The 13,497-nt window shown below is 67.6% G+C and carries 9 protein-coding genes and 1 pseudogene; 8 read left to right on the top strand and 2 right to left on the bottom strand.

What is annotated here, in order from left to right; all coding sequences use genetic code 11:
* Window positions 1-367: 367 nt before the first annotated feature.
* Entirely contained in the window at window positions 368-1,159 is a 792-nt protein-coding gene (locus tag A5697_RS20700) for an endopeptidase (protein WP_068011868.1), read from the bottom strand.
* A 134-nt stretch (window positions 1,160-1,293) separates the two neighbouring features.
* Complete coding sequence (locus A5697_RS20695; RefSeq protein WP_068011867.1) at window positions 1,294-2,061, bottom strand: TVP38/TMEM64 family protein; 768 nt, start codon at window positions 2,059-2,061, stop codon at window positions 1,294-1,296.
* 169 nt (window positions 2,062-2,230) lie between these two features.
* Here A5697_RS20695 and mutA point away from each other — a divergent pair, with 169 nt between their 5' ends.
* The 8 genes and pseudogenes from mutA to A5697_RS20655 all read left to right on the top strand — a co-directional run.
* Window positions 2,231-4,108 (top strand): methylmalonyl-CoA mutase small subunit, encoded by a 1,878-nt coding sequence (mutA, locus tag A5697_RS20690; RefSeq protein ID WP_068011866.1) that lies wholly within the window; start codon window positions 2,231-2,233, stop codon window positions 4,106-4,108.
* Window positions 4,109-4,113: 5 nt separating this feature from the next.
* Complete coding sequence (scpA, locus tag A5697_RS20685) at window positions 4,114-6,366, top strand: methylmalonyl-CoA mutase (protein WP_068011865.1); 2,253 nt, start codon at window positions 4,114-4,116, stop codon at window positions 6,364-6,366.
* Window positions 6,367-7,367: pseudogene (gene meaB / locus A5697_RS20680) on the top strand (methylmalonyl Co-A mutase-associated GTPase MeaB).
* A 51-nt stretch (window positions 7,368-7,418) separates the two neighbouring features.
* Entirely contained in the window at window positions 7,419-8,705 is a 1,287-nt protein-coding gene (locus A5697_RS20675; RefSeq protein ID WP_067944082.1) for a serine hydrolase domain-containing protein, read from the top strand.
* 278 nt (window positions 8,706-8,983) lie between these two features.
* Window positions 8,984-9,898, top strand: coding sequence for a sulfotransferase family protein (locus A5697_RS20670; protein ID WP_067944081.1), 915 nt, complete (start codon window positions 8,984-8,986; stop codon window positions 9,896-9,898).
* 190 nt (window positions 9,899-10,088) lie between these two features.
* Entirely contained in the window at window positions 10,089-11,153 is a 1,065-nt protein-coding gene (locus tag A5697_RS20665; protein ID WP_067944096.1) for an NAD(P)-dependent oxidoreductase, read from the top strand.
* 283 nt (window positions 11,154-11,436) lie between these two features.
* The gene (locus A5697_RS20660) at window positions 11,437-12,267 is read left to right on the top strand and encodes a TylF/MycF/NovP-related O-methyltransferase (RefSeq protein WP_067944079.1); all 831 of its coding nucleotides are present in this window, start codon (window positions 11,437-11,439) and stop codon (window positions 12,265-12,267) included.
* 112 nt (window positions 12,268-12,379) lie between these two features.
* The coding region (locus tag A5697_RS20655; protein ID WP_068011863.1) for a glycosyltransferase at window positions 12,380-13,497 on the top strand (1,118 nt) is incomplete at its 3' end.

Here is a 13,497-nt window from a genome sequence, read left to right as displayed (position 1 = left end):
AACGCCTCGTCAGATTCCCGGCGGCGGAGGCCGGAATGGTCCACCCGGGTCTCCCGGCGGTGGCGGTCCACCCGGTCCACCCGGTCCACCCGGCGATGGCGGCGGTCCACCCGGTCCGCCCGGTCCCGGCCCCCATGGTTGCCCGGGCGCCGGTGGTGGGGGTGGATCCGCACTCGCCACCGCGGCGCCGAAGCCGGCCACGGCCGTCCCGAGGGCGCCCGCGAGCAGCGAACCCGCGATGAGTTGTTTGATCTTCACTCGGCCCATCTCTCCTCTCTGTCGGCGGCGCATGTATCCGCGGGGGGACCCGCGGATCGCCGCGATCCGCGACAGTAGGAAGTCAGCCTGAAGCCAGCCTGAAGGAGCGTCAGCCGGACGCGGCCGCCGCGGTCACGGCGGTGAGATGCCACCGGTCGAGCCACGGCTGGATCAGTTCGGCGACCGAGAATTTCGCCGGGACCGAACACCCGGGCCTAGGCGCGTGAGGGTCGCCCCCGCGGATCAGGATGCCGACGGCGCCGACGGTGCCATCGCCTTGATTGAGGTACACCGGGCCGCCGGAATCGCCGCATTGGCCGGGCGCCAGGAACACGACCTTGCTGTCGGTGATTTCCGTGATCTGTCCGCACGTCGCCTCGCCGGTGCCCATGCCGAATTTGCAGAGTTCCTGGCCGGTATGGAGGTTCGTGGCGACGCCGGAGACCCGCAAGGCGGACGCGATGGCCGGATTCTGGGGAACGTCGTCCCCATTGAGCACGATGAGGCCGATGTCGTGCTGTTCGTCGTGGACCCCTTCGCTGACCGTCTGGCTGAACGTGCCCAGCGTGACGTAGGGGAGGACCCCGCCCAGGTTCATCGTCACCTTGCTGGCCTCGCCGGGACGGTTGCAATGGCCTGCGGTAAGCACACCGGGCTGGCCGGTGTTGGTGCGCACCAAAAACCCTGCGGTGCAGCCCATTCCGCCCGACCCGTCGGCGTACTGGACGTAGATGCCCGCCCCTGGGCCGACGGCCGTCGACGCGGGCAGATCGATCGGTGACAGTAGCGGCGGCGGGCCTGGTTCGTGGGCCGGGCCAGTGTTCTTGGGCAGCATGTAGACGGCTGCGAAGAAGGCGACGACGCAACAAAGCGACGCGATCACCAATAACGCGGAATGCATCTTGGACCGCGGTAGGTACGGCGCTTGGGTTCCGGCCAACAGCCCCCCTTTGAGCGGATGCCGGTATCTGTGCGGTCCAGCTTGCCAGCTTCTGCCCGTCGGCCGTGGCGATTAGCCAGATTTGCTGCAGGAGATCAGCCGATGGGGGCCGGCTCCGGGGAGGGCCGGTCGGCGGCGGAGTTGTGCGCGCGGTGATGGTGCCGGCGGTAGTGGCGGATCTCGATCACCAAGCCCGTCAGACCCAGGGTCGCCGTGCACAGCGAAACCAGGTACAGCAGCGAGCTGGGGTGACCGGCGAGCGCGTCGCCCAGGATCACCACGGCGGCGGTGCCGGGCAGCAGGCCGCCCAGCGTGGCCAGGCTGTACGGCAAGACCCGCACGGTCGACGCGCCGGCGGCGTAGTTGATCGCCGAAAACGGCACCGCGGGAATCAGGCGCAGCGACAAGATGGCCAGCCAGCCCCGCTGCCGCAAGCGCTCGTCCACCGTGTCGATCGACCGATGGCGAACCAGACGGTTCAGCCGCCACCCGGCCGCGCGCACCAGCAGCATCGCGATCACCGCGCTCGCGGTGCTGGCAACCACCGCGATCGCCACACCCATCAACGGCCCGAACAGCAGCCCGGCGGCCAGGGTGAACGCCGTCCGCGGCACCGGCACCACGGTGACCACGATGTGGGCGGCGAGAAACGCCAAGGGAAACCAGGGGCCGACCGACTCGGCCCAATCGCGCATCTGCACCGGGGTGGGTAAGGGCAACCATGACGCGGCCGCGATCAAGAGTGTGATACCGACCACTGTGGCGATCGCCCGGGGCCGCGACAGCAGACGCGCGGCCGCGCCCAGCGCGCCGCCGAGGTCGCGCAGCGTCCGGTTGATTCTGCAGGTGGCGGAAGCCGTCACGCCTGTAAAGGTTACGGGGCGCAGATGAATAACTCGTTTCCCGAGGCTGGCGTTTCATCACCGGCCTGCCTTGCTGGTCGCCCCGCATGGTTTTCTGCCGACAGGTTCGATCAATTAGCCTGATTAGTAAGTCGCAGGCCCCATTTGCTGGCAAAAAAGGGAGCAATCGGTGTCCATTGATGTACCCGAGCTCGCCGAACTAGAACAGGTTCGCGGGCGTTGGCGCAGTGCGGTCGCCGGCGTGCTATCGAAAAGCACCCGGAAGGACCCCGAGGAACTCGGGGACCAGCCCGAGCGGCTGCTGGAAACCCCTACCTACGACGGCATCGCGGTCCGCGCGCTGTACACGGCGCTGGACGAGCTGCCGGAACCGCCGTTGCCCGGCGAGTGGCCTTTCGTGCGGGGCGCCGATGCGCTGCGCGACGTCAAGTCCGGCTGGAAGGTGGCCGAGGCGTTCCCCGCCGATCGCGTCGCCGGGGTAGCGGCCCAGGATGTCAACTCGGCGGTGCTCGAGGCACTTGGCAACGGGGCCAGCGCGCTGGTGCTGCGGGTGGGCGAATCCGGCGTGACGGTCGACCAGCTCGCGGATGCCCTGCAGGGCGTGCACCTGAGCATGGCGCCGGTCATCGTCGACGCGGGCGCGGACTACTCGGCCGCCGCCGACGCGATGCTGGCCCTGGCCGCAGGCGTCGAAGCTGACCAGCGCGAATTACTCTCGATCGACCTGGGCGGCGACCCCCTCACCGCGACACTGAGCGATCGCCCCGCGCCCGCGATGGACGAGGTGGTCGCGGTCGCCAAGCGCGCTGCCCGGGAGCACGGCGTGCGGGCGATCACCGTCGACGGGCCGGCCTTCCACAACCTGGGGGCCAACGCGACGTGGGAGCTGGCCGGCACCGTGGCCGCCGGGGTGGCCTATCTGCGGCGGCTCACCGAGTCGGGCATGTCGGTCGGGGAGGCGTTGCGGCAGATCAGTTTCCGGCTGGCCGCCGACGACGATCAGTTCGTGACGCTCGCCAAGATGCGGGCCGTGCGTCAGCTCTGGGCGCGGGTCGCGGAGGTCGTCGGCGACCCGGACGGCGGCGCGGTCACCGTGCACGCCGAAACGTCGCTGCCGATGATGACCCAACGCGACCCGTGGGTGAACATGCTGCGCTGCACCCTGGCCGCGTTCGGCGCGGGCGTCGGCGGCGCCGACACCGTGCTGGTGCTCCCGTTCGACGTGGCGATCCCGGGTGGCTTCCCCGGCACGGCGAGAAGCTTCGCGCGCCGGATCGCCCGCAACACCCAGCTGCTGCTCTTGGAGGAGTCGCACGTCGGCCGTGTGCTGGACCCCGCCGGCGGCTCATGGTTCGTCGAGGACCTCACCGCCCGGCTCGCGGAGCAGGCCTGGGAGCATTTCCAGGCCATCGAGGCGCGTGGCGGGTTCGTCGAGGCGCGCGAGTACGTCGCCGAGCAGATCGCCGAGGTGGCCGCGCGACGCGCCGACGACATCGCGCACCGCCGCACCGCGATCACCGGTGTCAACGAGTTCCCGAATCTCACCGAACCCGCTCTGCCGCATGATGATTCGTTGGGTTCGCCGCTGGCCGCCGGCAACCTGCAGCGTTATGCCGCCGCGTTCGAGGCGTTGCGCGATCGCTCCGACGCCTTCCTGGAGCGCACCGGCGCGCGTCCGCAGGCGCTGTTGCTTCCGTTGGGCCCGCTGGCCGAGCACAACATCCGGGCCACGTTCGCCGCCAATCTGCTGGCGTCGGGCGGTATCGAAGCCGTCAACCCGGGCACGGTCGACGCCGCAGGTGTCGCGAAGGCCGTTGCCGATGCGGGATCGCCCAGCGCGGCGGTCATCTGCGGCACCGACAAGCGCTACGGGGACGAGGCCGCGGCGATCGTCGAGGCGGCCCGAACCGCCGGCGTGTCGAGGGTCTACCTCGCCGGGCCGGAAAAGGCCATCGCCGATGCAGAGCACCGGCCCGACGAATTCCTGACCGCGAAAATCAATGCGGTCGAGGCCCTTTCGAACCTGCTGACTCGACTGGGAGCGTAGCCGCAATGACCACAACCGCACCTGTGATCGGTAACTTCGCCGACGTCCCGCTGAACGGCGACCGCCCGCTGCCGCCGCCCACCGAAGCCGCCGTGGAAAAGCACGTCGCGGCCGCCGCGGCGGCGCACTGGTACACGCCCGATCAGCTCGAGTGGCACACGCCAGAAGACATCGCCGTCAAACCGGTGTACATCGGCGCCGACCGGGCCGCCGCGGTGGCCGGCGGTTACCCGCTGAACAGCTTCCCCGGCGAACCGCCCTTCCTGCGCGGTCCGTACCCCACGATGTACGTCAACCAGCCGTGGACCATCCGTCAGTACGCGGGATTCTCCACCGCGGCGGAGTCGAATGCGTTCTACCGTCGCAACCTGGCGGCCGGCCAGAAGGGCCTGTCGGTGGCCTTCGACCTGGCCACCCACCGCGGCTACGACTCCGACCATCCGCGCGTCCAGGGCGACGTCGGAATGGCCGGCGTGGCAATCGATTCCATCCTCGACATGCGCCAGCTGTTCGACGGCATCGACTTGTCGACGGTGTCGGTGTCGATGACGATGAACGGCGCCGTGCTGCCGATCCTGGCGCTGTACGTGGTGGCCGCCGAGGAGCAGGGGGTGCCGCCGGAGAAGCTGGCCGGCACCATCCAGAACGACATCCTCAAAGAATTCATGGTGCGCAACACCTACATCTATCCGCCCAAGCCGTCGATGCGCATCATCTCCGACATCTTCGGCTACACCAGCGCGAAGATGCCGAAGTTCAACTCAATCTCGATCTCCGGCTATCACATCCAAGAGGCCGGGGCCACAGCCGATTTGGAGCTGGCCTACACGCTGGCCGACGGCGTCGATTACATCAAGGCGGGCCTGGACGCCGACCTGGACATCGACAAGTTCGCGCCGCGGCTGTCGTTCTTCTGGGGCATCGGGATGAACTTCTTCATGGAGGTCGCCAAGCTGCGGGCGGGCCGGCTGCTGTGGAGCGAGCTGGTGGCGCAGTTCAACCCGAAGAACCCCAAATCGCTGTCGTTGCGCACACATTCGCAGACCTCCGGCTGGTCGCTGACCGCGCAGGACGCCTTCAACAACGTCGCGCGCACCTGCATCGAGGCGATGGCCGCGACCCAGGGGCACACCCAGTCGCTGCACACCAACGCCCTCGACGAGGCGCTTGCGCTGCCCACGGACTTCTCAGCGCGGATCGCGCGCAACACGCAGCTGCTGCTGCAGCAGGAGTCGGGCACCACGCGGCCCATCGACCCGTGGGGCGGCTCGTATTACGTGGAGTGGCTGACCCACCAGCTCGCGCAGCGGGCCCGCGCGCACATCGCCGAGGTAGCCGAGCACGGCGGCATGGCCCAGGCCATCAACGAGGGCATCCCGAAGTTGCGCATCGAGGAGGCCGCCGCGCGGACCCAGGCCCGCATCGACTCCGGGATCCAGCCGGTGATCGGCGTCAACAAGTATCAGGTCGAAGAGGACCAGGAGGTCGAGGTCCTCAAGGTCGAGAACAGCCGGGTGCGCGCCGAGCAGCTGGCCAAACTCAAGGAGCTGCGGGCCAGCCGCGACCAGGCCGCGGTCGACGCCGCGCTGGCCGACTTGTCCCGGGCCGCCGCCGCGCACGGTCGCGCCGGCGAGGACGGGTTGGGTAATAATCTGCTGGCGCTGGCGATCAACGCCGCCCGGGCCAAAGCCACGGTCGGGGAGATCTCCGACGCGCTGGAAAAGGTATACGGCCGGCACCAGGCGGAGATCCGCACCATCGCCGGCGTCTACCGGGACGAAGCCGGAAAGGCCCAGAACATCGCAACCGCCACCGAACTAGTCGAGAAGTTCGCCGAGGCCGACGGCCGCCGGCCCAGGATTCTGGTGGCCAAGATGGGCCAGGACGGTCACGACCGCGGCCAGAAGGTGATCGCGACGGCCTTCGCCGACCTCGGCTTCGACGTCGACGTTGGCTCGCTGTTCTCCACGCCCGAGGAGGTGGCCCGCCAGGCCGCGGACAACGACGTGCACGTGGTCGGCGTTTCGTCGCTGGCCGCCGGCCACCTGACGCTGGTGCCTGCGCTGCGCGACGCGCTCGCCGAGGTCGGACGGCCCGACATCATGATCGTGGTCGGCGGTGTCATCCCGCCCGGTGACTTCGACGAGCTGTACCAAGCCGGGGCCGCCGCCATCTTCCCGCCGGGGACGGTGATCGCCGAGGCCGCGATCGGCTTGCTGCACAAGCTCGCCGAACGCCTGGGTTACACGCTCGACTAGATGGCAGCCCGCAAGAGCCACACCGTCGACGAGCTGGCCGACGCCATTCGCCGCGGCGACCGCGCGGCGCTGCCGCGGGCCATCACACTGCTGGAGTCCACCCGCGCCGACCATCACGAGAAGGCGCAGCAGCTTCTGCTCGCGCTGACGCCCGACTCGGGCAACGCGCACCGCATCGGCATCACCGGGACCCCCGGCGTGGGGAAGTCCACCACCATCGAGGCCCTTGGCATGCACCTGATCGAGCAGGGCCACCGGGTGGCGGTGCTGGCCGTGGACCCGTCGTCGACACGCAGCGGGGGATCGATCCTGGGCGACAAGACCCGGATGGCGCGGCTGGCGGTGCACCCGGACGCGTACATTCGCCCGTCGCCGACGTCGGGCACCCTGGGCGGCGTAGCAAAGGCCACCCGCGAGACGGTGGTGTTGTTGGAGGCCGCCGGTTTCGACGTGATCATCATCGAGACCGTTGGCGTCGGCCAGTCCGAGGTGACGGTGGCCAACATGGTCGACACGTTCGTCCTGTTGACCCTGGCGCGCAGCGGCGATCAGCTGCAGGGCATCAAGAAGGGCGCGCTGGAGCTGGCCGACATCGTGGTGGTGAACAAGGCCGACGGGGAGCATCTCGCGGAGGCGCGGATGGCCGCCCGCGAACTGTCGTCCGCGATCAGGTTGATCCATCCGCGTGAAACACTCTGGCGGCCACCGGTTCTCACGATGAGCGCGACGGAGGGGACCGGCCTGCAGGAATTGTGGGACACCATCGAGCGTCATCGCCAGGTGCTCACTGAAGCCGGCGAGTTCGAGGCGCGCCGCCGCGCCCAGCAGGTCGACTGGACGTGGCAGATGGTGCGCGACACCGTCCTGGACCGGGTGCTGTCCAATCCGAAGGTGCGCAAGATGCGTGCCGACATCGAGCGCCAGGTCAAGGCCGGCGAGCTGACCCCCGCGCTGGCGGCGCAGCAAATATTAACGGCCTCGTCAGGATAACGGATAGATAAACAATCCGATTTCGCTCCGGGAAGGTGTGAAATCCAAGTAAATTCAAAAATGTGACGGTGGAAACCCGAGTCGATCGCCGCGCGGTCCCTGTCCACGATGACCTTGACGCAGGTCACCGTGTGTCCGGCGCGGCGGACTCACACTTCGGATGCGTCGTTCGCAGTTTCGCCAGCATGTTCCCCGCTCGCCGCTTCGGCGGCGGCGCGCTGGCGGTGTATTTGGACGGCCAACCCGTCGTCGACGTCTGGACCGGGTGGTCCGACCGGGGTGGCCACACCCCGTGGTCGGCCGACAGCGCCCCGATGGTGTTCTCGGCCACGAAAGGCATGGCCGCCACCGTCATTCACCGGCTCGCCGACCGCGGGCTGATCGACTACGAGGCGCCCGTTGCCGAGTACTGGCCGGAGTTCGCGGCCAACGGCAAGGCGAACCTCACCGTGCGTGACGTGATGAGGCACGCTGCCGGCCTGTCGGGCCTGCGTGGCGCCAGCACCGAAGACTTGCTGGACCACGTCGTCATGGAAGAACGGCTGGCGGCCGCGGCACCGGGCCGGCTGCTGGGCAAGTCGGCGTATCACGCCCTTACCTTCGGCTGGCTGATGTCCGGCCTGGCCCGGGGCGTGACCGGAAAAGGCATGCGAGCGCTGATCCGCGAGGAGCTCGCCGAGCCGCTGGGCACCGACGGGCTGTACCTGGGCCGGCCGCCGGCCGGCGCGCCGACGCGGGTCGCCCAGATCGTGGCGCCGCAGAACCTCGTGCGGAACCCGGTGCTGAGCTTCGTGACTCGCAAGGTGGCCAACGAGCTGTCCGGCGGGTTCCGGTCCATGTACTTCCCGGGCATGGTCGCGGCCGTGCAGGGTGACACCCCGTTGCTGGACGGGGAGATCCCGGCGGCCAACGGGGTGGCGACGGCCCGGGGACTGGCCCGGATGTACGGCGCCATCGCCAACGGCGGCGAGGTTGACGGCATCCGGTTCCTGTCCCGCGAAATGGTCGCCGGCCTGACCGGTCGGCGGAGCCTGCGCCCGGACCGAAACCTGTTCATGCCGCTGGCATTCCACCTGGGCTACCACAGCCTGCCCATCGGGAACGTGATGCCGGGCTTCGGTCACGTCGGGCTGGGCGGCTCGCTCGGTTGGACCGACCCAGCGAGCGGGGTGGCTTTCTCGCTGGTGCACAACCGGCTCCTGACCCCGTTCGTGATGACCGATCACGCCGCGTTCGTCGGCATCTATGCGCTGATCCGCAAGGCCGCGGAGAAGGCGCGCAAACGCGGCTTCCAGCCGGTGACCGAGTACGGGGCACCGTTCTTCGAGCCGGGGGCCGTCGCGGGGTAGGCGCGCAAAGTCCAGGTCAGTCTGGTCCGGCGCGGCTCAAGTTACGCGTTGTCTACGCGGGTTTTACGCATTTGATGTGTGTTTCATAGATCCAACCCGCAAAGTCGAACTGTCGGTAATACTTCCGCGAAACCCGTGGCGTCGACGCGCACAAGTTGGAAGGCTGAAGCTGGATGAACTGGGCCCCCATCACTAGACCCGCCGAAAGCATCGCCCGCTCCGCCACTCCTCCCCAGCATTCGACCGCGACACGCCCCCTCGCCTTGTTCGTTCTGGGTATGGGCCGGTCAGGGACGTCGGCACTGACCCGGGTTCTTTCGCTATGCGGCGCCACGCTTCCCGCGGGGATGATGGGGGCGGACGAAACCAACAAGCGGGGCTACTGGGAGCCGCGCGCTTCCCTGCTTCTCAACAGGTCAATCCTGGAGCGCCGCGGCAGCGCGTGGTGGGACCCATCACTGCGCGTGCTGGAGGAAGGCGCCTTCACCGCGGCGGAGCGGGCGGCGTGCACCGCCGACATCGCGTGTTACCTCAAGTCGATGCCGGACGCACCGTTGCTGGTCATCAAGGACCTGCAGATCGTCGTGCTCTCGGAGATGTGGTTCGAGGCGGCCCGGCTGGCGGGTCTCGACGTCGCGGTCGTGATCGCGGTGCGCCACCCGCAGGAGGTGATCGCCTCGCTCGGGAAGGCCACCGGGGCCTCGCCGGAACTTGCGAGCGCCCTGTGGTTGAAGGGAAACCTGCTGGCCGAGCGGCACTCGCGCCGCGTGCCCCGGGTGTTCGTCGAATACACGCAGCTTCTGGAGAACTGGCGCCGCGAGGTGAAGCGAATTTCCTCCGCGCTGGACATCGACCTCAGCATCGGGGACGAAAGCGCGGTCGATGATTTTCTCAGCTCCGATCTGCGGCGCAACCGGGATTGCGGCCCGGTGGTCGATCGTTTTGGCACGGACTGGATGTCGGCGGTTTATGAGGCCATGCACGCCGCTGCGCTGGACGGGCCGCCGGACGTGGCGACGCTGGATCGGGTTTTCGAGGCGTATCGGGCCAGCGAGCATGATTTCCGGGTGGCGTTCGCGGACGCCCGCAGGCATTCCAGCAGCTTCGCCGCCAGGCTGCTCCGGCCGTCCATCATGAGGCCGGTGCTGGAGGTCGTTGCGTTGGCTCACGGGCGCAGGGGGACCTGGGCCTAGCCTGGGACGGCTTTCGGCAAACCCAACCGGAGCGGCTGATTGCCAAGGCAATCAGCTGCGATGCGCTGAATCGGCAATCCGGCTGGCCGCACGGGAACGCCCGATATGATCGACCGGACCGCGACCTCGGCAACTTGTGCCGGTCACCTACCTGCACATCAATGGGAGGCATCGGCTCTTGTCAGCATCCGTGCTCATCACCGGGGGAGCGGGATTCATCGGGTCGGCGCTGTCGCATCGCCTCGTCGAGGATGGTTACGACGTCGCGGTGATGGACATCCTGCACCCACAGGTGCACGGTGCGGATCGGCCACTCGATCTGCCGTCGTCGGTGCGGTTGTTCACCGGGGATGTCGCGCACGCCCCCGATTGGGATGCAGTGCTCAGGCTGTGCCGCCCGTCCCAGATCATCCATCTGGCGGCCGAGACAGGAACAGCGCAGTCGCTGTCGGAGGCGACGCGCCACGGCTCGGTGAACGTGGTAGGCACCACGCAGCTCCTGGATGCGTTGAGCCGCTCCGGGCACGTCCCTGACCAACTCGTGCTGGCGTCATCGCGGGCGGTCTATGGCGAGGGCGCTTGGCAAGCCGGCGACCACGTTTTTTACCCGCCGCCCCGCAGCCACGCGCAGCTGATGGCCGGTCAGTGGGATCCCCAAGGGCCCGACGGCGAGCCCGCGCTGCCGCTGCCAAGTTGTGCGACCGGAACCGAGCCCCGGCCGACCAACGTTTACGCCGCCACGAAGCTCGCCCAGGAGCACTTGCTGGCGGCCTGGACGGCCGCGCACGACACCAATGTCAGCGTGCTACGGCTGCAGAATGTCTACGGTCCCGGCCAATCGCTGACGAATTCGTATACCGGAATCGTCGCTCTGTTCGCGCGTTTGGCGCGCGAAGGGCAATCGCTCGAGGTATACGAGGACGGCAGGATCGTGCGCGATTTCGTCTACATCGACGACGTCGTCGACGCGCTGTTCGCGGCGCTGCAGGACCCCGCGACCGAATCGCGCCGCCTCGACATCGGATCGGGCAAGGCGACCACTATCCACGAGCTGGCTGACAAGGTCGCCACCATGTGCGACGCCCCGGAGCCGAACGTCGTGCCCAAATTCCGCGACGGTGACGTACGCGCCGCGAGCTGTGACATCGGACCGGCCGGCAGCGAGCTGGGCTGGCGGCCGAAGTGGACCCTCGACGAGGGTTTGCCCGCGTTGCTGGACTGGATCGGTAAGGAATCGGGATTGTCCTCCGGCTGATCGAACCAACGCGGCGACCTCACCGTGCCTATAACAGCTAACCGGCGGAGGATCCAGCAAACGGCGCTCCCCTCGGTGGACGGGGCGATGACCATTCGAAGCATATGATGGTCCGCAGAGGCTGACCGGTGGTCAGCGGGCGAGCCAGTATGGTGGCTACGCGCTACAAACGGAGAGGCCGAGCGTTGACCGGGTTGATGGAAAAGTACGAAACGGCGTGGGGGCTCGGACGGACGTCTACGCTGATCACCGGGAGGAAGTTCGTGCGAACTAGGGGGCAATCGTGACCGTTGCCGATCGCGATTCCCGGTCTTCATTCGTGGACACACGATCCGCCTACCTCGACCTGCTCCGGCGCAACCTCACCCGGTATGGCAGCGACGAGCTGGTGCCCGTCGGTTGGAATTACTTCGGACGCCCGGTGCTCAGCGCCGGCAAATTCATGCTGGTGCGCAAGCGTCCGTTCAATCCGCACGCGCGTGACCTGGGGCTGGATTGGCCGGCGGATGCGTTGACGATGATCGGCATGCAGCGACTGACGAGTTTGCAGCGCTGCGTCGAGACCGTTCTGAACGAGAACATCCCCGGCGACCTGGTCGAGTGCGGGGTGTGGCGCGGCGGGGCGTCGATCTTGATGCGGGCGGTGTTGGCCGTCTACGGCGATAAGAAGCGATCCGTGTGGCTGGCCGATTCGTTCGAGGGAGTTCCGCCCCCGGACACCGCGCATTTCGAAGCGGATAGGGGGATCCGGCTGCACCACGCCGCCGGTGTCCTGGCGGTTTCCGAGGCGCAAGTGAAAGCGAATTTCGAGCGCTACGGGTTGCTGGACGACCAGGTTCGTTTCCTGCCGGGCTGGTTCAAAGACACGCTGCAGGGCGCCCCGATTGAGCGCATCGCCGTGCTGCGGCTCGACGGCGACCTGTACGAATCGACGATCCAAGGGCTCGACGCGCTCTATCCGCGGCTGTCGCCGGGAGGTTTTTGCATCGTTGACGACTACCACGCGATCGACGCGTGCCGGCAAGCCGTCACGGACTACCGAACTGAGCATGGCGTGACTGCCAAGATCGTCGAGATTGACGGCACCGGTGTGCTGTGGCGCAAGGAACGATAGGCCGCTCGCCATCGCCGAAGGCGCCCGAATCGATGCTCGGACTCGCCGATACTTAAAGTGATGTCGTTGCATCGTTGCCGCCGATGACACAACTGAAGGGCTTGGATTCGCGATGAAACTTGTGCTGGCAAGCTATGGCACTCGTGGCGATGTCGAGCCTTCCCTGGTGGTCGGCCGCGAACTGCTGCGCCGGGGCCACGATGTGCGCATGGCGGTCCCGCCCGATTCGGTCGCCTTCACCGAGGCCGCCGGGCTGCCGGCTGTTCCGTACGGGCTGGAATCGCAGGCCTGGCTGGACCTGTACCGCAACTTCTGGACGTCGTTCTTCAGCGGTTTCTGGCGGGTTCGGGAGCTGAGATCTATGTGGCGGGAGATGTGGGATATCAGCGACCAGTGCTGGGCACAAATGAACACGACACTGCTGGCGCTGGCCGACGGGGCGGACCTGCTGTTCGCCGGGCAAAGTTACCAAGAGCCCGCCGCCAACGTCGCGGAGTACTACGACATCCCGTTTGCCACGCTGCATCACGTCCCCATGCGGCCGAACGGCCAGACCGTTTCGATGCTGCCGGCGCCGTTGAGCCGCTCGGCGATGACGGCGTTCGACTGGTTCAGTTGGCGCCTGAACAAGAAGGTCGAGGACACGCAGCGCCGCGAACTCGGGCTCCCCAAGGCAACGCATCCCTCGCCGCGCCGGATCGCCCAGCGAAAGTCGCTGGAAATCCAAGCGTACGACGAGGTTTGCTTTCCCGGACTGGCGGACGAATGGGCGAAATGGGACGGCCTACGGCCGTTTGTCGGCCCATTGACAATGCAACTGACCACGGGCGCCGACGACGACGTGGCAGCTTGGATTGCCGCCGGATCGCCGCCGATTTGCTTTGGCTTCGGCAGCATGCCGGTCGAATCTCCGGTCGACACGGTCGAAATGATCGCTGCGGCATGTGCGGAATTGCACCAGCGGGCGCTAATTTGCGCCGGCTGGAGCGATTTCAGCGATGTGCCGCATTTCGACCACGTCAAGGTCGTGGGCGTGGTGAACTACGCGTCCGTCTTTCCGGCCTGCCGCGCGGTCGTTCATCACGGGGGCTCAGGCACCACTGCCGCAAGCCTGCGTGCAGGCATACCCACCTTGATTCTGTGGAGCTCGGCCGACCAGCCGTACTGGGGCAATCAGATCAAGCGCCTCAAGGTGGGAACCGCCCGACGCTTCTCGGAGACCACCGAGAA

This window comes from Mycobacterium sp. E3251 (assembly GCF_001666835.1).
Taxonomy (GTDB): Bacteria; Actinomycetota; Actinomycetes; order Mycobacteriales; family Mycobacteriaceae; genus Mycobacterium.
Note: the sequence above shows the minus strand (reverse complement) of the source record. Positions and strands in the feature narration are given on the sequence as shown.

Coding starts and splice junctions, on each gene's coding strand:
- A5697_RS20700 (WP_068011868.1), bottom strand. CDS start 1,159: ATGCATTCCGCGTTATTGGTGATCGCGTCGCTTTGTTGCGTCGTCGCC.
- scpA (WP_068011865.1), top strand. CDS start 4,114: ATGACCACAACCGCACCTGTGATCGGTAACTTCGCCGACGTCCCGCTG.
- A5697_RS20670 (WP_067944081.1), top strand. CDS start 8,984: ATGGGCCGGTCAGGGACGTCGGCACTGACCCGGGTTCTTTCGCTATGC.